18 protein-coding genes are annotated in these 20,079 nt (G+C 57.4%); 9 read left to right on the top strand and 9 right to left on the bottom strand.

All coding sequences use genetic code 11. The annotated features are described in order from the left end of the window. Positions 1–117: 117 nt before the first annotated feature. The gene (locus ACESSO_RS11455; protein WP_373165462.1) at positions 118–1,452 is read left to right on the top strand and encodes a tetratricopeptide repeat protein; all 1,335 of its coding nucleotides are present in this window, start codon (positions 118–120) and stop codon (positions 1,450–1,452) included. 271 nt (positions 1,453–1,723) lie between these two features. Beyond that, a complete protein-coding gene (locus ACESSO_RS11460; RefSeq protein ID WP_373165463.1) occupies positions 1,724–3,091 on the top strand; it encodes a citrate/2-methylcitrate synthase in 1,368 nt (455 codons plus the stop codon). Between the two features lie 51 nt (positions 3,092–3,142). Here the strand turns inward: ACESSO_RS11460 and ACESSO_RS11465 are convergent, their stop codons facing one another. The 7 genes from ACESSO_RS11465 to ACESSO_RS11495 form a co-directional block, all read right to left on the bottom strand. Continuing rightward, the gene (locus ACESSO_RS11465; RefSeq protein ID WP_373165464.1) at positions 3,143–3,946 is read right to left on the bottom strand and encodes a TIGR02206 family membrane protein; all 804 of its coding nucleotides are present in this window, start codon (positions 3,944–3,946) and stop codon (positions 3,143–3,145) included. A gap of 168 nt (positions 3,947–4,114) precedes the next feature. Next, complete coding sequence (locus ACESSO_RS11470) at positions 4,115–4,495, bottom strand: desulfoferrodoxin family protein (RefSeq protein ID WP_373165466.1); 381 nt, start codon at positions 4,493–4,495, stop codon at positions 4,115–4,117. Between the two features lie 36 nt (positions 4,496–4,531). After that, positions 4,532–5,020: a cytidine/deoxycytidylate deaminase family protein gene (locus ACESSO_RS11475; protein WP_373165467.1), complete on the bottom strand. Its 489-nt coding sequence runs from the start codon at positions 5,018–5,020 to the stop codon at positions 4,532–4,534. 21 nt (positions 5,021–5,041) lie between these two features. After that, positions 5,042–5,701, bottom strand: coding sequence for an ABC transporter ATP-binding protein (locus tag ACESSO_RS11480; RefSeq protein WP_373165468.1), 660 nt, complete (start codon positions 5,699–5,701; stop codon positions 5,042–5,044). A 93-nt stretch (positions 5,702–5,794) separates the two neighbouring features. Beyond that, on the bottom strand, positions 5,795–7,150 hold the full coding sequence (locus ACESSO_RS11485) for an MATE family efflux transporter (RefSeq protein WP_373165470.1): 1,356 nt from the start codon (positions 7,148–7,150) through the stop codon (positions 5,795–5,797). A 105-nt stretch (positions 7,151–7,255) separates the two neighbouring features. Continuing rightward, positions 7,256–8,749, bottom strand: a complete 1,494-nt coding sequence (locus ACESSO_RS11490; RefSeq protein WP_373165471.1) for a Na+/H+ antiporter NhaC family protein — start codon at positions 8,747–8,749, stop codon at positions 7,256–7,258. Positions 8,750–8,915: 166 nt separating this feature from the next. Next, complete coding sequence (locus tag ACESSO_RS11495; RefSeq protein ID WP_373165472.1) at positions 8,916–10,313, bottom strand: alanine/glycine:cation symporter family protein; 1,398 nt, start codon at positions 10,311–10,313, stop codon at positions 8,916–8,918. Between the two features lie 56 nt (positions 10,314–10,369). Here ACESSO_RS11495 and ACESSO_RS11500 point away from each other — a divergent pair, with 56 nt between their 5' ends. The 3 genes from ACESSO_RS11500 to ACESSO_RS11510 all read left to right on the top strand — a co-directional run bounded on the left by ACESSO_RS11500 (position 10,370) and on the right by ACESSO_RS11510 (position 12,131). Further along, a complete protein-coding gene (locus ACESSO_RS11500) occupies positions 10,370–10,573 on the top strand; it encodes a hypothetical protein (protein ID WP_373165474.1) in 204 nt (67 codons plus the stop codon). A gap of 131 nt (positions 10,574–10,704) precedes the next feature. Continuing rightward, positions 10,705–11,412, top strand: a complete 708-nt coding sequence (locus ACESSO_RS11505) for a radical SAM protein (RefSeq protein WP_373165475.1) — start codon at positions 10,705–10,707, stop codon at positions 11,410–11,412. Beyond that, positions 11,409–12,131 carry a queuosine precursor transporter gene (locus ACESSO_RS11510; protein WP_373165477.1) on the top strand — a complete coding sequence of 241 codons (723 nt, stop codon included), beginning with the start codon at positions 11,409–11,411 and terminating at the stop codon, positions 12,129–12,131. The genes ACESSO_RS11505 and ACESSO_RS11510 overlap by 4 nt, the downstream gene beginning before the upstream one ends. Positions 12,132–12,178: 47 nt before the next feature. Here ACESSO_RS11510 and ACESSO_RS11515 read toward each other — a convergent pair whose 3' ends face one another. Further along, the gene (locus tag ACESSO_RS11515; protein ID WP_297284339.1) at positions 12,179–12,361 is read right to left on the bottom strand and encodes a hypothetical protein; all 183 of its coding nucleotides are present in this window, start codon (positions 12,359–12,361) and stop codon (positions 12,179–12,181) included. Positions 12,362–12,693: 332 nt separating this feature from the next. Between ACESSO_RS11515 and pyrR the strand changes: the two genes are divergently transcribed. The 4 genes from pyrR (at position 12,694) to carB (ending at position 18,521) form a co-directional block, all read left to right on the top strand. Next, positions 12,694–13,227 (top strand): bifunctional pyr operon transcriptional regulator/uracil phosphoribosyltransferase PyrR, encoded by a 534-nt coding sequence (gene pyrR, locus ACESSO_RS11520; RefSeq protein WP_373165480.1) that lies wholly within the window; start codon positions 12,694–12,696, stop codon positions 13,225–13,227. Positions 13,228–13,262: 35 nt separating this feature from the next. Next, positions 13,263–14,180, top strand: coding sequence for an orotidine-5'-phosphate decarboxylase (gene pyrF / locus ACESSO_RS11525; protein WP_373165481.1), 918 nt, complete (start codon positions 13,263–13,265; stop codon positions 14,178–14,180). A gap of 61 nt (positions 14,181–14,241) precedes the next feature. Further along, entirely contained in the window at positions 14,242–15,336 is a 1,095-nt protein-coding gene (locus ACESSO_RS11530) for a carbamoyl phosphate synthase small subunit (protein ID WP_373165483.1), read from the top strand. Continuing rightward, entirely contained in the window at positions 15,336–18,521 is a 3,186-nt protein-coding gene (gene carB / locus ACESSO_RS11535) for a carbamoyl-phosphate synthase large subunit (RefSeq protein ID WP_373165485.1), read from the top strand. The genes ACESSO_RS11530 and carB overlap by 1 nt, the downstream gene beginning before the upstream one ends. A gap of 236 nt (positions 18,522–18,757) precedes the next feature. Here carB and brnQ read toward each other — a convergent pair whose 3' ends face one another. Next, positions 18,758–20,059: a branched-chain amino acid transport system II carrier protein gene (brnQ, locus tag ACESSO_RS11540; RefSeq protein WP_373165486.1), complete on the bottom strand. Its 1,302-nt coding sequence runs from the start codon at positions 20,057–20,059 to the stop codon at positions 18,758–18,760. Between the last annotated feature and the right edge of the window lie 20 nt (positions 20,060–20,079).

Below are 20,079 nucleotides of genomic sequence, written 5' to 3' on the forward strand. Positions count from 1 at the left end.
ATAAGATGAAAAATCGGGTTATTCGGTTCGTATCACAGAGGTTTACAAGCGCTTTTCCGCATGTTATACTATTATAGGATTGTTATATTTGTACATTAAATAGAGGAGGAACCATCCATGCTTTGCAAGAACTGCGGCAGGGAGCTGCCCATTGCGGGCAAATTCTGTCCATTCTGCGGCGCGGTCGTTGAGCAGGAGGGCGTCAACGATGAAACCGCTGTCTTTACCTCACTGCCCGACGAGCTGAAAGGGCCGATTGACCTTTCGGCGTTTGATGCGGTGATGAAGGAAGATCATCCCGGCGGCAGCATTTCCGGGGACGGCGTAACCCAGGGCGATCCGCTCGCTGCAACTGACCCGCACATCCCGTCGGCGGAGGAGCTGTCGTCCATCAATGCGCAGTCAGTGCGCCGCACTTCCGGTGCGCCGCGTTCAACAGGTGCGCCGCGTTCTACCGGCTCATCGCGCACGACCTATTTCTCCGAGCCGGATCCGGATGACAAACCGTATCGCAAGCCGTCCAAGGGCAAAAAGGGCGCGATAATCGCAGTGGTTGTCGTGCTGGTGTTGGCGCTAATCGGCGGCGGCGTGTGGTTTTTTATGAGCCGTCAGCCGGACGAAAATCTGACCTTGGCTGAAAAGTATATGGGCCGCGGCGATTTTGACAAGGCACTCGAGTATTTCACCGCCGCGCAGGCTGAGTCCAAGGACCCGTCCTCACTGGACGCAACCATCCAGCAGCTGGGGGATTTTCAGACCGCGAAGGCGTATGTGGAGAACGGGCAGTATACCGAAGCGATTGCGCTGCTCAAGCAGCTGCAAAACCGCGTAACCGACCCGGATTCCGCGCTGTATGAGGCCATCGAGGATTTGATTGATCAGGCGGAGACCGCGCAGGCGGACAACGAGTTTGCCGCGGATATCGAGGAAGTAAAGAGCTATCTGGCCGACAAAAAGTATGACGCGGCCGCGGCCAAGCTGGATTCGCTTGATGCGGATGATACGCTGACCAGCGACCAGAAAAAGCAGGTTTCCGATCTGCGCAGCCAGCTGACACAGGCGCAGGAGGCTGAGCAGAAGCAGCAGGAGACGCAGCAGAAGCAGAGCGAAAAGAAGCAGGATTTCAGCAGCCAGATGGATTCGCTTGAGCAGAACGACCTGCAAATCGCCTCCGCTGCCACGCCGGAGGATGAGCTGGCGCTGACGGCAAGCTCGTTTGAGGCATGGGATAATCTGCTGGTGCAGATGTACGATTATCTGGCGACCGTGCTCAACGCGGACCAGTATGCCTCGGAGGAGGAAAGCTACAAGCAGTGGGTGGAAGAGCGTGATTCGGGCGCAGCCAACGCGGCGAAGGAAAGCTCGGATGAGACGGCAGGCCAGCTCGCATCCTACAGTTTTAAGCAGAGTTATACCAAGGCACGCTGCTATAAACTGCTGGATTTGATGTAATCCATACTCTTTACGCAAAGAACGATAAAAAATCACGGCTTTAAGCCGTGATTTTTTATCGCAGTGCGTCCTGAACGCTTTTGCAAGGCAAATCGAAAAATTATTTGCACAAAAAAAATAAAATCTTGCGTACGGACAGAGTGAACAATGCTGAAAAGTGCGAAAATTCGCTTTTTGTAGGGTTTCACAAGCGACAGAATTTGACATGTATGCAGGATAGGAGTAGAATATATTCATAAAGATATGGTAAGCACGGAAAGGGGAAAGCCGGATGACGATTCAGCCGAATTATGTAAATGAGGAACTCCTGCACGAATTGAGCGAGAGCTTTCGTTTGAACAGCCAGATCCCGCCGGAGCTGTATTCCCGTTACCGCATCAAGCGCGGTCTGCGCAACGCGGACGGTACGGGCGTGCTGGTCGGCGCGAGTCGGTTGGGCAACGTACACGGCTACATATTAAACGAAGGCGAGCGGGAGCCGATCGAAGGACGGCTGACCTACCGCGGCTATAACGTATATGATTTGATTCATGGTCTGGAAAAAGAGGACCGCTTCGGGTTTGAGGAGGTCGGCTACCTGCTTATGTGCGGTCAGCTGCCGTCTCGCCGTCAGCTTGCGGAGTTTCAGCACACGATTGGTCTGGAACGCGCGCTGCCGGATAACTTTACCGAGGATATGATCATGCGCGCGCCCAGCCGCGATATCATGAACAAGCTGGCGGGTGCGACGCTGGCGCTCTATTCCTACGATGAAAATCCAGATGAAACTACGGTGGAAAATATCATGCGGCAGGGTATCAGCCTGATGGCCAAGTTTCCGGTCATCATTTCGCATGCGTATCAGGCCAAGCGCCGTTATTTTGACGGCGACTCCATGTTTCTGCATGTGCCCGATCCCGACCGCTCGACCGCGGAGAACATCCTGCATCTGGTGCGCCCGAACGGCAAGTATAACGACGATGAAGCCAAGCTACTCGACCGCTGCCTGATTCTGCACGCCGAGCACGGCGGTGGTAACAACTCGTCGTTTACCGTGCGTGTCACCTCCTCTTCGGGTACGGACACCTATTCCGCTATCGCGGCGGCAGTCTCCTCGCTCAAGGGTCCGCGTCATGGCGGCGCAAATCTGCGCGTTGTCAAGCAGTTTGACGAGATGAAAGCCAACCTGCACGACTGGACGGACGAGGGCGAGGTCGCGGATTACCTGCGCCGCATTCTGGACGGTGAGGCGGGTGACGGTTCGGGCCTGATTTACGGCATGGGCCACGCCATTTACACCAAAAGCGATCCGCGTGCGGTAGCGCTTAAGCGAGCGGCGCGTCCGTTGGCGGAAAAGACCGGCTTTTCCAAGGAAATGGACCTTATCGAGCTGGTTGAAAAGCTCACGCCCGTGGTTTTTGCCGAAAAAAAGGGCAGCGACAAGCCGATGTGCGCCAATGTGGATATGTACTCCGGCTTTGTCTACAAAATGCTCGGCCTGCCCAAGTCGCTGTATACGCCGCTGTTCGCTACCGCGCGTATCGTCGGCTGGATGGCGCACCGGTTGGAGGAGGTCACGACCGGCGGGAAAATCATCCGTCCGGCCTACAAGCCGTTGGCCAAAACGGTTGAGTACATCAATCTGGACGACCGGAATTGAGAAAAGTAATAGAAAAAGCGTGTTTCCAAACGGAAACACGCTTTTTTGGATTCAGAAGCGGTGCCAAAGATGGTTTCTGTGCAGCCGATATAACGAAAGCAGTCGAACCGGAGGATTGTCCGAATCCGCATTTGGTGCGGATGCACGGAAAGGAAGATGGATAAGCAAACTGGCGCCTGCCAGCAGGACAAAGGTGCAGCCCAGATAAATGCCGCGGCCAAAGGTATCGAAAATCCATACAAGCGGCGTACCGGCCGGCGGAGCGTACAGGAACATGTAGTTTTCGCCATACATTTGGTCCACCATGCCGACCACGAATGCCGCAAGAAGAAAAATACACAACACACGTGGAAAGCGCTGAATGGACGGCCGATGCTGACCGCAGAGTATCATCGCCAGCGGAACAAAAATCAGCAGACCGTGCAGGGCAAAGGTTTGTAGGGTCTGAAACGACAAAAGCGGATAATAATCTGCAACACCGGCGGGCATTACCGTACCGAAAATACCACCGAGCAGCGAAGTAGCGTAGACAAAATCGCGGAAACAGGTGAATTTTGTAAACACCGCCAGCGGGATAAACAGGCTTTGCAGGCCGCATAGATGGAGCGGCAGCAGTTTGATGAGCGAGGTTGTCCCTGTCAGATACAGCCAGACAGAATGGCTCAACTCAAGCAGGGGAACAAGAATGGCCGCGCCATGCAGAACGTGCTGCGCCTGCGATGGCTTTAACCGCCGGATGAGGAGCAGCCCTGCAGTGATGCAGCCTGTCAGCAGCAGTAAAAGCAGGATGTGGCGCACGCCGAGCAGGGGAAAAGCATCCGGTCGTGGCATGTCGGACCGTTCAAAAAAACCCATGATGCAGGGCCTCCTTTTCTCCATTGAAATAAATGGCATGAAGGGCAGGATACAGCAGGATTGTGTAGAATGTGTGTACAAAAGGGAAAATTATTGAAAACAAAGCGGTAACAGCACAAATAACAACAAAAACAGGCTGCAAAAGCAGCCTGTTTTTGCTAATTCTGTTTACAGCGCAGCCTTCCACAGACCGTGCAGATTGCACAATTCGTAAACCGCTTCGGCCTTTTCGCCGTCCGCCAGACGGAATACCGCCTCGGGAGCGCCCGTGTGGTCGAGCACCGCGCGGTGTACGCCCTTATCGGTCACCAGCCAGATGAACGCGATGTGGTGCTCTTCGGTCATCGGGTGCTGGACCTCGCCCACCTTGGCGCGAACCACATCGCCCTCGACTGTCACGACCGGCACATGCTTTTCCGCTGCACCATCGGTCTCACCCGCCTTGAATTCCTTCATTTTCTCGCCGCAGCACATGACCGGTACATGATGGTCGTCAATCATTTCAATAATGTTGCCGCAGTGCATGCATTTGAAAATTTTCAGTTCCATAGGAAATATCCTCCTTTTGTTATGTAGAAAAGCGGGTCAGTAGCCCGTTTTTCCGTCTAATATATCATCGTGGGCCACCCAGTCGGATACATCAATCGTGTCGTATGTATCTTCATCCCGGCGGATGACCACTTTTTCGATGCCCGCGTTGATAATCATGCGCTTGCACATTGTACAGGAATTTGCGTCCCGCATAATTTCGCCCGTGGACATGTCGCGCCCGACCAGATAGAGCGTCGCGCCCAGCATCTGCTCACGCGGCGCAGCAATGATGGCGTTGGCCTCAGCGTGTACCGAGCGACAGAACTCATACCGCTCGCCGCGCGGAATGCCCATTTTCTGCCGAATGCAGGTGCCGATGTCGATGCAGTTTGCCCGGCCGCGCGGCGCGCCGGTATAGCCGGTGGACACAATAACGTCGTTTTTCACAATTACCGCGCCGAAATTACGCCGCAGGCAGGTGCCACGCTCGAGCGCAACCTGCGCCATATCCAGATAATAATTTGTCTTATCCCGTCGATTCATAAACAACCTCCCTGAAAGTAGTTATCCGCCGGAAAGCACGCCGCCTTCCAGAAACAGCCGACGAGCCGCCCGCAAAGCTGCGGCGCGGTCGTGCGTTATCAATATAATAGTATGTCCCGCGCGGTGCAGGCCGTCCAGCAGACCGAGCACATCTTCCGCGGCTTCGGGGTCGAGTCCCGCGGTCGGCTCGTCAGCCAGTACAACGCCGGGCTTTGTGACAACCGCACGGGCGATCGCCACGCGCTGCTGCTGGCCGCCCGAAAGCTGATCGGGCCGATGGGTGGTCCGTTCTGACAGACCGACGCGTGCCAGCGCCTGTTCGGCGCGTTCCAGCCGTTCGGCGCGCGGCACCCCTTGCAGAGCGAGCGGCAGCGCGACATTTTCCAGTGCGGTCATGCCGGGCAGCAGACGGAAGCCCTGAAAGATAAACCCGATTTGCTCGCTGCGCAGTCGCGCAAGCGTGCGCGGAGGCAGGCGGGAAACATCCGCCCCGCCGAGCAGGTATTGTCCCTCAGTCAGCGTGTCGAGCAGACCGAGAATGTGCATGAGTGTACTCTTTCCCGAACCGGATGCACCGGTAATGGAAACATAGTCGCCGGATGCAACATGCAGATTCACATTACGCAGTGCCTGCACCCCGCTGTCATGATATATTTTACTCGCATGAATGAGCTTTAGCAAGGCTTTTCCCCTTCCTTCCCGTCCATATTTTGCATGGGAAAGCGCTGCATTATACCAAAAAAACAGGGCTTCCCGAAAGGAAGCCCTGTTTGGTTATAACGTGGGAAGGTTTTTGCGCCATACGCCGGTCTTGTAGAACCACACGGAAAGTCCCGAACCGAGGAACCAGCCAAGCGGCCAGGACAGCCAGATGCCCAGTTCACGCCAGACGTGGAACAGCACAATCGAGAGCACCACGCGGATAATCAGGTCGGAAAAGGTCGTAATCATGAACGGTCGCATCGCACCCGCGCCGCGCAGCACACTGTCGCAGACAAATTTGATACACACGATGATATAGAACGGTGTGACAACGAACAGATACTGCCGTCCGACGTCGATGACGCCCGAGGAGCTGCCCGCCGGGATAAACAGGCTGATGAGAAAATCCGCAAACAGCAGATAGACCGCCATAAAGACAAGCGCAAGGGCGATGGAGAAGGTCGCGCCCGCTTTGAGACCCGGACCGATGCGGTCGAGCTTGCGCGCGCCGATGTTCTGCGCGACATAGCTGGACAGACCGGAGGAGAACGACATGCAGCAGGTCAGCGCAAACATATTGACCTTGGTCGCCGCCGAGAAGCCCGCAATGACGGTCGCGCCGCACAGGTTGACATAATACTGGATAATCACATTGCCGACCGAGACAAAGCTCTGCTGCGCGATGGAGGGAATGGCGTAATTGGTCAGACGGCGCAGCATGTCGGGCGAAAACAGCAGGAAGTGCCCGCCGGTGTCGAACGAGCGTACCCGGCGCAGCAGCAGCAGAAAGGCCAGCGCGCCCGCGCATCCCTGTGCGATGAAGGTCGCCCATGCAACGCCTGCAACGCCCCACTGGAACACCGCCACGAACACAAGGTCGAGAATGACGTTGCTCACCGAGGACAGGATGAGCAGGATGAGCGGAGTGCGGCTGTCGCCCATCGCGTTGAAGATACCGGTGCAGACGTTATAGATGAACAGGAACAGCAGACCGAATACGTACACCCGCAGATAGAGCGAACCGTCGACAAAGATATTTTCCGGCGTTTGCAGCGCGCGCATAATGCCGCCGGTGGCAAGCGTGCCGATGAGCGTCAGCAGCAGTGCAATGACAGTGGTGGTCAGCAGAGCGGTGGAAATAGCGGTTTTCATGCGCAGATAGCGCTTTGCGCCGAACAATTGCGACACCAGTACGCTCGTACCGATGTTCACGCCGGTTGCGACCGCGACGAACAGCTGGGTAATCGGGTAGCTTGCGCCGACGGCGGCGAGCGCCAGTTCGCCTGCGGCGGGCGTTGCCGCAAAGCGGCCGACAATCATCGAGTCGGCCATCTGGTAGAGCTGCTGAAAGGCGACGCTCAGCAGCAGCGGCAGTGAGAACCAGAACAGTTTGGATGAGGGTTTTCCTTCGGTCAGATCGGTGGTCAACGGGATTCCTTCCTTTCGGTCAATCGGGGTGTGTCAGGTGCAGAGAACAGGCTCCCCCGGTTGGGGGAGCCGTGAAAAGATGCAGTTGTCAGAAAGTGCAATGGGTTACGCCTTGTTTTTCTTTTGCCGTGCGGTAATCAGCAGGGCGACAATCACCAGCAGCACAATGCCCAGCGCAAGCGCGACAATGCCGCTGCCGACAACGCCGCCGACGAGAAAACCGGTAAAGCTGATAGCGGCAATCATCAGCGCGTAGGGCATCTGGGTGGAGACATGGTCGATATGATTGCACTGCGCGCCCGCAGATGCCAGAATCGTGGTATCCGAGATAGGCGAGATATGGTCGCCGCAGACCGCGCCGGACAGACAGGCAGCCACGGTCATTACCAGCATGGTGCTCGGTGCGTCACCGAAGACCGCAACCGCAATCGGGATGAGGATGCCGAACGTACCCCAAGAGGTGCCGGTTGCAAAGGCAAGGCCGAGCGCAATCAGGAAGAAGATGGCGGGCATCAGCATGGACACCATGGAGTTGCCGTTGACCACCGAGGAGACAAAGCCGCCGATATTGAGATAATCCTCCGAACACACGCCGGACAGCGTCCACGCGAGTGTCAGAATCAGAATGGCGGGCACCATGGACTTAAAGCCCTCAGTAAATGCCTCGCAGAACTGTCCAAAGGACAGCACTTTGCGCGGAATGTAAAGAATAAAGGTAAAGACCAGCGTAAAGAACGAACCAAGCACCAGCGAGGTGGAAGAGTCGCAATTAGCGAATGCGTTCACAATGCTCACACCCTCCAGAATGCCGCCGGTGTACAGCATGCCCGCGATGCACAGCACGATCAGCACGCAGATGGGCAGAATGAGGTCATACACCTTGCCTGCGCCGCCGACGACGTAGTTTTCCTCCTGATGGGAGAGGTCCTCGCCGCGGTGCGCGCGCTCATACTTTGCCATCGGTCCAAAGTCGAAATCGACTGCCATCAGCCAAATCAGGAACAGGATGGTCAAAAGCGCGTACAGGTTCATCGGGATGGTCTGCAAAAAGAGCGAGAAGCCATCCATCGCGCTGGATTCGGGCAGAGACGAGCCGACAGCTGCCGCCCAGCTTGAAATCGGCGCGATAATGCAGATGGGCGCGGCGGTCGCGTCGATGATGTATGCGAGCTTTGCGCGCGTGATGTTGTATTTATCCGTAACCGGACGCATGACCGTGCCGACGGTCAGGCAGTTGAAGTAGTCGTCGACAAAAATGAACATGCCGAGGAACGAGGTTGCAAACGAAGCGCCGCGGCGTGTCCGGATGGTTTTGACCGCCCAGTCGCCGTAGGCGCGGGACGCGCCCGATTTGGTGACCAGTGACACCAGAATGCCCAGCAGCACCAGAAAGATACAGATGTTGATGTTGTCCCCGAGCTTGCCGCCCATGACCGTGAAGGTCGTTTCGACTGCATGCAGCGGGTTAAAGCCTGTGTAAAGCAGCGCGCCTGCCAGAATGCCGATGAGCAGGGAGGAGTAAACCTCCTTGGTGATCAGCGCCAGTGCAATTGCAATGATTGGCGGCAGCAGCGTCCACACGGTTGCCGTTAAATCCATTCCATTTTCCCCCTTTATTTTGCAGGATATTTGTTTGATTCCTGCAATGCTCTTTTATTTTATATGGATTGGACCGGCTTGACAAGGTCAAAAACAGTTTTTAGAAGCAAAAGCCGTAAATTTGTGCAATATGTGGGGGAAGAGAGTAGGAAAATAGAAGGAATTGTCAAATAATATGGTTTGACCGGCGGTAGCGCCGCCACTCGCCCAGCACGTCGCGCCGCAGTGCAAGCACGCCCGCAAGATTGGGCAGCGCCATCAGGCCATTGAAGGTGTCGGACAGCGCCCACGCCAAATCCAGCCGCATAACGCAGCCCGCCGCGGCCGCCGCGACGAATAACACCTTATAAACGGGAACCGCGCGCGGCCCAAACAGGTATTCTGCGGCGCGTTGGCCGTAATACGACCAGCCGAGCAGGGTAGAAAAGGCAAACAGCGCCAGCGATACCGCGACAAATGCGCCGCCCGGCGCACCGAACACCACGGAAAAAGCGCGCGCGGTCAGCGCCGCGCCGGTTTCCATCCGCTGGAGCAGCGGCGTACCCGCCGCAAGGCCGTATTGTACAGGGTCGTAGACGCCGCTTGACAGAATGACGAGCGCAGTCACAGTACACATGACAATCGTGTCGAAAAATACCTCGAACACCGCCCACATGCCCTGTTCGCACGGCTCTTTTGCGTCTGCTGCCGTATGTACCATCACCGACGAACCGAGGCCGGCCTCGTTGGAGAACACGCCGCGCGAAATGCCGATGCGGATGGCCTGCTGAATCCCGAAGCCGACCGCGCCGCCGCCCGCCGCTCGAAGGTTGAACGCGCAGGCAAAAATTTGTCCACAGGCTTGTGGAAGAAATTCGCGGCGGCACCAGAGCACAATTGCCGCGCCGCCCATGTAAAACAGCGCCATGGCGGGCACGAGTGCGGTGGTCACGCGCGAAATGCGTTTCAGCCCGCCCAGCATGACCGCACCCAGCAGAGCGGCGGTGGCGAGGCCAGTCGCAAGCGGCGGTACACCGAATACGCCGTGCAGCCCGCCTGCAATCGAGTTGCACTGGCTCATGTTGCCGATGCCGAACGAAGCCAGCGTGCAGAACAGTGCAAACGCCGCAGCCACTACAGGTGCGTGCAGCCCCTTTTTCAGATAATACATCGGTCCGCCGCGCCATGCGCCGTCCGGCCCTTTTTCGCGGTACAGCATGCCGAGCGTATTTTCCGCAAACGCGGTCATCATGCCGAAAAAAGCCGCAATCCACATCCAGAACACCGCGCCCGGGCCGCCGATGGTCAGCGCGGTAGCCACGCCTGCGATGTTGCCCGTGCCGACCGTCGCCGCAAGCGCGGTACACACGGTCGCGAAGGGGGAAATGCCGCCCGTCTGCCGCACTTTACCGGAAAAGCAGGATAATATGGTGCGCCCCATCCACAGCCGGATGTACCGCACCTGAAACAGGCCGGTGCGCAGGGTGAAGTAAACGCCCGTGCCGACCAGCAGTATCAGCATGGGAACACCCCAGATGACGCCGCGCACGGCGTCATTTATGCGCGCGATGGTGTCCACGGTCATGCACATCCCTCCATTCGGGAAAGTATATGCTTGACTTTCGGCAGAAATCCAGTATAATGGAAAAGCAATTCCATAACAGACAGTTCGGAACCATCCTGTCTTTAAACAAAACTAAGGGAACGGCTTCGATGAAAACCACGGTTTTCATCGAGGGGGCTGTGCCGCGCAAAGCGCGGACAAAGCCTGGGCGCAATTTTGCGCGCCGCAGCAGCGGCACACAAAATCGCTTTCTGGTATCAAAAATCAGGCGCATGTCCTGATTTTTGATGAAAATTTGCAGGTTTGCAAATTTTCTGTTTGATTGCGCGCCTGACGGCGCGGGTCAGTGGATGGTGTACCGTTTAGGGTACGCCTTATTTTTTTGTAAAAGAGAGGGGAATAACCGGTGGAGATGACCCGCTATTCGGTAATCGAGGACAAAAATCCGCGCGAAATCGTGCTGCTGCGCGGGCGGGGCTGCGCATGGAAACGCTGCCGCTTCTGCGACTACCATCTGGATGCATCGCGCGACGAGCAGGCAAATCTGACCCTCAACCGTGCGGTGCTGGCGCAGGTAACGGGTCAGTACGGTCGTTTGGAGGCAATTAATTCCGGCTCGTTTGCCGAGCTGGACGAGTCCACCATCCGCGAGGTGGAGCGCGTCTGCCGCGAGAAGGGCATCCGCGACCTGTACATCGAAAGCCACTGGCTGTTTCGCAAAACGCTCGCCGCGCTGCGCGCGCGGTTTGCAGAGCAGGGGGTCACGCTGCATGTCAAAATCGGCGTGGAGACCTTCGACGCGGACTACCGCGAGCGGGTGCTCGATAAGGGCATTGACGAGACCGACCCCGCGAAGATTGCCGCGGACTTTGACGACTGCTGCCTGCTGTTCGGCCTTGCCGGGCAGACGGCGGACAGCATGCGGCACGACATCGAGACCGGTCTTGCCCATTTTGACCGCGTCTGCGTCAACATCATGGTTCCGAACACCACACCCATCCGGCCGGATGACACGTCGCGCGCGGCCTTTGTGCGTGAGGTGTATCCGCTCTACCGGGACAACCCGCGTGTGGATATTCTGTTGGAAAATACAGATTTTGGCGTAGGAGAAGTAAAATGACAAACGAATTATTGTTGATTGGTACGCTGGTGGTGCTGTACGGCGCGGTGCTGCTATGGTTTTACCTGTTCGGCACCGGAGGCCTGATGGCGTTTACCGTGTTTGCAACCATTGCGGCGAACATTGAGGTTATGATTCTGGTGGATGCATTCGGCATGGAGATGACACTGGGCAACATTCTGTTTGCGACCACCTTCCTGGTGACCGATATTTTGAGCGAGGTTGCGGGCAAAAAGGCTGCGCAGCAGGCGGTATGGGCAGGAATTGCCGCGAATGTGCTGTTCATTCTGGTTTCGCAGTCCTGGCTGGCCTATATCCCGTCGGTGAATGACTGGGCGATGCCGTCCATGGCGGCGATTTTCTCCAACACCCCGCGTATGATGCTGTCGTCGCTTGCGGTGTATGCGGTGGCGCAGGTGTTCGATGTCTGGCTGTATCATAAATGGTGGGAAATCACCGAAAAGCGCACAGGCGATCACCGCGCGTTCCTCTGGCTGCGCAACAACGGCTCGACACTGGTTTCTCAGCTGGTCAACACTGTGCTGTTTACTGCGCTCGCGTTCTGGGGTACGTATGATATCCCGACGCTGATTTCGGTTGCGCTGTCGAGCTATGTGATTTTTATTTTTACGTCCTTGCTCGATACACCCGTTGTGTATGCCGCGCGCCGGCTGCATGATAAGAAACTGGGGCATACCGCAGATGCGAATGCAGCATAAAAAATATAAAAAAGGAGAAGCCGATGTGCTTCTCCTTTTTTGTGCCGTCAGCCCAGCATGTGGCCGACGTTATTGGCCGCCTTGTGCATGGCGTGCTCCGCCTTGTTCGCTGCGTGCTGCGCACTGCGCCGCACCGAAGGATTCATCATCGCGCCCGCCGCCATCATGGAGACGACCGCGCCCGCGACCGCACCGGTCGCAATGCCTGAAATGAAGGGAGATACCCGCATGATTTGTCCGCCGCCTTTCAAAAAAAGATTTGGGTGCCGCCGAACATAGTATGTCCGCTTTGCGCGAATCCTTACGTTATGCGGCGGCAACAAAATTTGTATAAAAAAACAAAATTGTTTTGTGGTATCGTCTGTTTACAAAAGCCGATTCATACGATATAATAAATGAAACAATCCGCCTTTAAGGCGCGGCCCGTGAGCCGCCAAGGCAGAAAACAGTGCATACGCCGTCAGCCGGAGAATGGGGGACAGGTGTAATTTTGAGGTACGGCTTTCTGCTTTCGGCGCAGGAGGCTGTTTTTTTGTAAATTTTTCCGATGGGAGGTGGCAGGATGGCCGAACAAAAGGCCGTGATTATGGATGCGGACGGTGTGCGCCGCGCGCTGACCCGTATCGCCTTTGAAATCATCGAAAAAAACAAGGGTGCGGAAAACCTGCTGCTGGCCGGAGTAAAAACGCGCGGCGTGTTTCTGGCCCAGCGCATTGCAAAAAAGCTCGGGGAGGTCGAAGGGCGTACGCCGCCGGTGCTCGAGCTGGACGTAACCCCGTGGCGGGACGATAAGCCGCGCGCGGAAACGCCCAAATCGCCGCCCGATGCGCGCATCGAGGGCGCGACGGTCGTGCTGGTGGACGATGTGCTGTATACCGGCCGCACGGTGCGCGCCGCAATCGAAGCGGTGTCCCATCAGGGACGTGCGGGGCGTATTCAGCTTGCCGTGCTGATAGACCGCGGCCACCGAGAGGTGCCCATCCGACCGGATTATATCGGAAAAAACCTGCCGACCGCGCGCGACGAGCGCGTCAGCGTGCGCCTGACCGAGGTCGACGGCGCAGACAATGTTGTTATTTTGAGCAGTGAAACGTAGGATAACCGCTTGCAGCTGAGAAAGGAAGAATATCTATGTCCATCCAAACACTGGTAGAAAAAATCAAGGAAAAGGGTAACCCGACCGTAGCCGGTCTGGATGCGCGGCTGGAGTACATCCCGCAGCACATCGCGGGACGCAACATGATGCTGCACGGCGAGACGCTGCGCGCGGCGGCCGAGAGCGTAGTCGCGTTCAACTGCGGCCTGATTGACGCACTGTGCGACATCGTGCCCGCGGTCAAGCCGCAGGCGGCATACTATGAGCTGCTCGGCTCGTACGGCGCGATGGCGCTCAAGGAGACCATCGACTACGCGCACGCCAAGGGCATGTACGTCATTGGTGATATCAAGCGCAACGACATCGGCGCGACCGCAACCGCCTATGCCGAGGCGTATCTGGGCAAGACCCGTGTAGGCGATACCGAAATCGCGCCCTATGGCTGCGATAGCGTGACCGTCAACGGTTATCTGGGTACGGACGGCGTCGAGCCGTTCCTCAAGGAGTGCCGCGAGCGGGACAAGAGCCTGTTTATGCTCGTTAAAACCTCCAACCCGTCCTCCGGCGAACTGCAGAACCGCGATATGGAGGGCAAGCCGCTTTACGCGCGCATGGCTGAGATGGTCGCCAAGTGGGGCGAGGGTCTGGATACACCTTGCGGCTACAATCAGGTTGGCGCGGTGGTTGGCGCGACCTATCCGGAGGAGCAGAAAATCATCCGTGAGCTGCTGCCCAAGAGCTATTTCCTCGTGCCGGGCTACGGCGCGCAGGGCGCGACCGCAAAGGACATTGCAAACGCCTTCAATGACGACGGACTCGGCGCTATCGTCAACTCCTCGCGCGGCATTATGTGCGCGTGGAAAAAGACCGGCAATAACGGCGAGGATTATAAGGAAGCTGCACGCGCGGAAGCCATCCGCATGCGCGATGACATTGTCGCGGCGATTCGATAAGCATAATCGGTGCATGACCGAAAGACAGAATAATCAGGATTGAATTGGGAGTGATTTTCACTTGAAAAAAGCGTATTTACTGCTCGCAGACGGCACTCTGTTTGAGGGTACGGCCGTCGGCTACGAAGGGCAGAGCATCGGTGAGGTCGTGTTCAACACGGGCATGGCCGGTTATCAGGAGGTTTTGACCGACCCGTCTTATTATGGTCAGGTGGTCACCATGACCTATCCGCTGATTGGCAACTACGGCATCAACTTTGACGATTACGAATCCCGCAAGAGCTGGGTTTCCGGTTTTATCATGCGCGAAATCGCGGAGTATCCGTCCAACTGGCGCTGCCGCCTGACGCTGGACGAATACCTCAAGGAACAGAAGGTTGTCGGTCTTGCAGGCATTGACACCCGTGCGCTGACCCGCAAGCTGCGGAATGCAGGCGTTATGAACGGCGTGATTTACACCGAGGGCTTCGAGCCGGATGAGCAGACCGTCGCGGAAATGAAGGCGTATGTTGTCAAGGACGCAGTCAAGTCGGTCACCTGCGAGGAGAGCCGCGTTTACCCGGCGGAAGGCGAGCAGAAATACCGCATTGCGCTGTATGACTACGGCGTCAAGTACAACATCGAGCGTGAGCTGCAGAAGCGCGGCTGCGAGGTTGTCACCATTCCGGCGCTCACCCCGCCGGAGGAGGTTATCGGCAAGTTTGACGGCGTGATGCTGTCCAACGGCCCCGGCGACCCGGCGGAAAACGTCGAAATCGTTGAAAACCTCAAGAAGCTGCTGGCAAGCAATATCCCGATTTTCGGCATCTGCCTCGGCCATCAGCTTTTAAGCCTTGCCATCGGTGCGAAAACCACCAAGCTCAAGTACGGTCACCGCGGCGTCAACCATCCGGTCAAGGATTTGGACGTGGACCGCACCTATATCACCAGCCAGAACCACGGCTACGCGGTCGTGGGCGAGTCGGTCGACCCGAGCATCGCCCGTGTGCGCTATGTCAATTTGAATGACGGTACGGTTGAGGGCGTCGAGCACATCGGCCGTCCGGTGTTCACCGTGCAGTATCACCCCGAGGTCTGCCCCGGCCCGATGGACACATCGTATCTGTTTGATAAATTCATGGACAACATTGCAAAAGCAAAGGGAGGTGCTCAGTAATGCCGCTGCGCAAGGATATTCATAAGGTAATGGTACTGGGCTCCGGCCCCATCGTCATCGGCCAGGCGGCCGAGTTCGACTACGCGGGCACGCAGGCCTGCCGCGCACTGCGCGAGGAAGGTCTGGAGGTTGTGCTTGTCAACTCCAACCCTGCAACCATCATGACCGATAAGGCTATGGCCGACAAGGTCTATATCGAGCCGCTGACTGTGGAAGCGGTGCAGGAAATCATCAAGAAAGAACGTCCGGACTCGCTGCTGCCCAACCTCGGCGGCCAGACCGGTCTGAACCTCGCCATGGAGCTGTGCGAGAGCGGCTTCCTTGACAAGATGGGCGTCAAGCTCCTCGGCGCAAACCCCGAGACCATCGCCAAGGCCGAGGACCGTCAGATGTTCAAGGACACGATGGAAAAAATCGGTGAGCCGTGCATCGCGTCCAAGGTGGTGCACTCGGTGGAGGACGCGGTCGAGTTTACCCGGGAAATCGGCCTGCCGGTCATTATCCGCCCGGCGTATACGCTCGGCGGCACAGGCGGCGGTATTGCCTATACGTGGGACCAGCTGCGCGAGATTGCCGCAACCGGCATCATGTATTCCCGTGTCGATGAAATTCTGGTCGAGAAATGTATTGCCGGCTGGAAGGAAATCGAATACGAGGTCATGCGTGACCACAAGGGCAACGCCATCACGATTTGTAACATGGAAAATGTCGACCCGGTCGGCGTGCACACGGGCGACTCGGTCGTTGTCGCGCCCAGCCAGACGCTGTGCGACAAGGAATACCAGATGCTGCGCACCTCTGCGCTCAACATCATCACCGAGCTGGGCATCGAGGGTGGCTGCAACGTGCAGTACGCACTCAATCCGAATTCGTTCGAGTACGCGGTTATCGAGGTAAACCCCCGCGTATCGCGCTCCTCGGCGCTCGCCTCCAAGGCGACCGGTTATCCGATTGCCAAGGTGACCGCGAAGATTGCGGTCGGCTACGGCTTGGACGAAATCGAAAACGCCGTCACCAAAAAGACCAAGGCCTGCTTCGAGCCGACGCTCGACTACTGTGTGGTCAAGTTCCCGCGCTGGCCGTTTGACAAGTTCGTGTACGCGGACAACACGCTCGGCACGCAGATGAAGGCGACGGGCGAGGTCATGGCGATCGACAACAGCTTCGAGGGTGCGCTGATGAAGGCCGTGCGCGGCTGCGAAATCAAGCTGGACAGCATGATTGCCCCGCGCATCCAGCAGCAGTCGGACGCGGAAATCAAGAAGGGCGTTGCCCGCACGGACGACCAGCGTCTGTTCCACATCTGCGAGGCGCTGCGCCGCGGCATCATGACCATCGAGGAGATTCACGAGATCACCACGATGGATACCTTCTTCCTGCATAAGTTCCAGAACATCGTCGACATGGAGAAGGAGCTTGCCACGGCTGAAACCATCGACAAGGACCTGTATCTGCGCGCCAAGAAGATGGGCTTCCTGGACAAGACCATTGTCGAGCTGTCCGGCAAGGATATTTCCGGGGTAAAGCGTCTGCCGGTTTACAAGATGGTAGACACCTGCGCCGCCGAGTTTGAGGCAGAAACCCCGTATTACTACTCGACCTACGACGAAGAGACCGAGGTCAAGCCCGCCTCCGGCAAAAAGAAGGTGCTGGTGCTTGGCTCCGGCCCGATTCGCATTGGTCAGGGCATCGAGTTCGACTACTGCTCGGTGCATGCGGTTTGGGCGCTGCAAAAGCTCGGCTGCGAAACCGTTATCATCAACAACAACCCGGAGACCGTTTCGACCGACTTCGATACGGCCGACCGCCTGTATTTCGAGCCGCTGACGCCCGAGGACGTGACCGGTGTGGTGGGCGCCGAAAAGCCGGACTTTGCGATTGTGCAGTTCGGCGGACAGACCGCCATCAACCTCGCCGCGCACATCGAAAAGCTGGGCATTCCGATTCTCGGCACGCCCGCATGGAGCATCGACGCGGCAGAGGACCGCGAGAAGTTCGACGTTATCCTGGAAAAGTGCGGTATTCCGCGTCCGGCGGGCCACACGGTTATGACCGAGGAAGAAGCGGTCAAGGCCGCCGACGAGCTGGGCTATCCGGTGCTCGTGCGCCCGTCTTATGTTCTGGGTGGTCAGGGCATGGAAATCGCGTACAAGGAAGAGGACGTGCGCGAGTTTATGAAGGTCATCACCCGCAATAAGGTGGAAAACCCCGTGCTGGTTGATAAATATATGATGGGCCGTGAAATCGAGGTCGACGCCATCTGCGACGGCGAAGACATCCTCATCCCGGGCATCATGGAGCATTTTGAGCGCGCGGGCGTTCACTCGGGCGACTCGATTTCGATTTATCCCTCTATCAACATCGAGCCGAAGCACAAGGAAACCATCATCCGCTATACCGAGGCGCTGGCCAAGAATCTGGCGGTACTCGGTCTGGTTAACATCCAGTTTGTGCTGTATAACGACCAGATTTATGTCATTGAGGTCAATCCGCGCTCCTCGCGTACCGTGCCGTATATCTCCAAGGTGACGGGCGTACCGATGGTTGATTTGGCGACCCGCTGCATGTTCGGTGAAAAGCTGCGCGACATGGGCTGCGGTACCGGCCTGCATCCGGAGAGCGACCACTACGCGGTCAAGGTGCCGGTGTTCTCGTTCCAGAAGCTGCGCGACCTCGATACCCAGCTGGGGCCGGAGATGAAGTCGACCGGCGAGGTGCTGGGTGTCTCGACCTCGTTCCGCGAGGCGCTGCTCAAGGGTCTCATCGGCGCGGGCTTCAAGATGAAGAAAAAAGGCGCGGTGCTCATTTCCGTGCGCGATTCGGACAAGCAGGAGGCTATCCGTATCGGCGAGCGGTTTGAAGCCCTTGGCTTTGACATTTACGCTACCAGCGGCACAGCGAACGTGCTCAACCGTCACATGGTTGCAACCAACGCCATCCGCAACGTGGATGAGCCGTCCCCGAATATCATCGACCTGATTGAGTCCGGCAAGATTGACTATGTTGTTGCCACCTCGGTCAAGGGCCGTCATCCGGAGCTGGGCTCGGTGCACATCCGCCGCACGGCAGTCGAGCGCGCCATTCCGTGCCTGACCTCGATTGATACGGCGTCCGCACTGCTGCGCTGCCTCGAGGGCGATATTAAGATTGAAAACTGTGAGATGGTGGATATTAACACCATCTAAAGAAGTTCGATGAAAAGCGTATAGCTTTCATCGAGGGGGCTGTGCCGCGCGGGAGCGCGGACACAGCCCTTTTGCCATTTTGCGCGTAAGTATGCACATAAAATGGCTTTTATGGAAAGAACCTCCCAAAGGCGGTTCTTTTCTTGTTCTATTGCACCTTATGGCGCGAGGAGGGGAGCGGCGCAAAAAAAGACGCTTTTCCGCGTCTTTTTATACACAGGGTTGTGGATACTCTGTCAAGTGTTCGTCAGCGGCCGGGGGGAGAGCACCAGACCCAGCAGCAGCCCCACAAGTGCGGGCAGTACCCAACCGAAGCCTGTCTGCGTCAGCGGCAAGGCTGTGACCGCGTTTGTCCAGAGCGGAATGGACAGACCGCTTTGCGCCAGCGCTTCGGTCACGCTCTGCACGCAGGTCAGCCCGACGGTCAGCGGATAGACCAGACGAAACGCCGCCAGCTGCGGCACGAAAGACAGCGCAATCAGCACAATAGCCGCCGGATAGATTGCATTCAGCACAGGCGTAGACAGGCGGATGATGCCCGCAAGCCCGATATTCGACACGACCATGCTGGCCACTGAGAAAAACGCTGCAAATGCGCGGTAGGACACGTGCGGGAAAAGGCCGTGGAAGTAATCGCTGACACAGGAAATCAGGCCGATACAGGTGTTCAGGCATGCAATCAGAAAGATTGCCGCAAGCAGCACGCGTCCGGGCGTGCCAAACAGTGCGTAAGCGAGGGCGGAAAGGGTGTCGGCGCCGGATTCGCCGAGCGGGAAGGCCGCGCCTGCCAGTGCGCCTGCGTGCGTGAGCATCGCGTAAATCATGAGCAGCAGCGCGCCCGCAATCCAGCCCGCGCGAATCGTGCCGCGCACGACCTGTCCATCCTCCTCGATGCCTTTGGCGCGAATGTTGAGCGCAATGACCGCACCGAAGTTGAGCGCCGCGATGGTATCCATCGTCTGGTAGCCGCCGAGAAAGCCCGCCGCGACCGGCAGCGAAGCATAGTTTGGCTGCACCGTGCCGTAGTGTGCCGCGACCGGCGCAATCAGGCAGCCTGCAAACAGCACGACAATCAGCACAATCAGCGTCGGGCACAGAATCTTGCCCAAACGGTCGGTCAGCTTGTCCGGCCGCAGGGCAACAAGGAACGCAACTGCGAAGAACACCACCGAGTATACGGCCTGCTTTGCCGTGCCGCCGCCGATGATGGGCGCGAACATCTCAAACGAGGTGCTGGCCGTGCGTGGAATGGCAAGGCACGGACCGATGGACAGATAAATGAGCAAGGTGAATACCGCAGCAAAACGGGGATGGACCCGTCCGGCGAGAGCGGAAAGGCCACCCGACCGCGCCACTGCAATCACGCCCAGTACGGGCAGGCCGATTGCGCTCATGGCGAAGCCGAAAAAAGCCGGCCAAGCGGTGCTGCCTGCCTCGGCGCCGAGAAAGGGCGGGAAAATCAGATTGCCCGCCCCAAAAAACATGGAAAACAGCGTAAACCCGACGAGAAGCAGGTTTTTGCCGTGCAGCTTTTGCATAGAAAAGTTCCCCCTTATGT

This window comes from Agathobaculum sp. Marseille-P7918, from assembly GCF_964248325.1.
Classification (GTDB): Bacteria; Bacillota; Clostridia; order Oscillospirales; family Butyricicoccaceae; genus Agathobaculum.

Bases quoted from the DNA above. Each gene is read 5' to 3' on its own strand.
- ACESSO_RS11455 (WP_373165462.1), top strand. From the start codon at position 118: ATGCTTTGCAAGAACTGCGGCAGGGAGCTGCCCATTGCGGGCAAATTC.
- ACESSO_RS11460 (WP_373165463.1), top strand. From the start codon at position 1,724: ATGACGATTCAGCCGAATTATGTAAATGAGGAACTCCTGCACGAATTG.
- ACESSO_RS11465 (WP_373165464.1), bottom strand. From the start codon at position 3,946: ATGGGTTTTTTTGAACGGTCCGACATGCCACGACCGGATGCTTTTCCC.
- ACESSO_RS11470 (WP_373165466.1), bottom strand. From the start codon at position 4,495: ATGGAACTGAAAATTTTCAAATGCATGCACTGCGGCAACATTATTGAA.
- ACESSO_RS11475 (WP_373165467.1), bottom strand. From the start codon at position 5,020: ATGAATCGACGGGATAAGACAAATTATTATCTGGATATGGCGCAGGTT.
- ACESSO_RS11490 (WP_373165471.1), bottom strand. From the start codon at position 8,749: ATGGATTTAACGGCAACCGTGTGGACGCTGCTGCCGCCAATCATTGCA.
- ACESSO_RS11495 (WP_373165472.1), bottom strand. From the start codon at position 10,313: ATGACCGTGGACACCATCGCGCGCATAAATGACGCCGTGCGCGGCGTC.
- ACESSO_RS11500 (WP_373165474.1), top strand. From the start codon at position 10,370: ATGGAAAAGCAATTCCATAACAGACAGTTCGGAACCATCCTGTCTTTA.
- ACESSO_RS11505 (WP_373165475.1), top strand. From the start codon at position 10,705: ATGACCCGCTATTCGGTAATCGAGGACAAAAATCCGCGCGAAATCGTG.
- ACESSO_RS11510 (WP_373165477.1), top strand. From the start codon at position 11,409: ATGACAAACGAATTATTGTTGATTGGTACGCTGGTGGTGCTGTACGGC.
- ACESSO_RS11515 (WP_297284339.1), bottom strand. From the start codon at position 12,361: ATGCGGGTATCTCCCTTCATTTCAGGCATTGCGACCGGTGCGGTCGCG.
- pyrR (WP_373165480.1), top strand. From the start codon at position 12,694: ATGGCCGAACAAAAGGCCGTGATTATGGATGCGGACGGTGTGCGCCGC.
- pyrF (WP_373165481.1), top strand. From the start codon at position 13,263: ATGTCCATCCAAACACTGGTAGAAAAAATCAAGGAAAAGGGTAACCCG.
- carB (WP_373165485.1), top strand. From the start codon at position 15,336: ATGCCGCTGCGCAAGGATATTCATAAGGTAATGGTACTGGGCTCCGGC.
- brnQ (WP_373165486.1), bottom strand. From the start codon at position 20,059: ATGCAAAAGCTGCACGGCAAAAACCTGCTTCTCGTCGGGTTTACGCTG.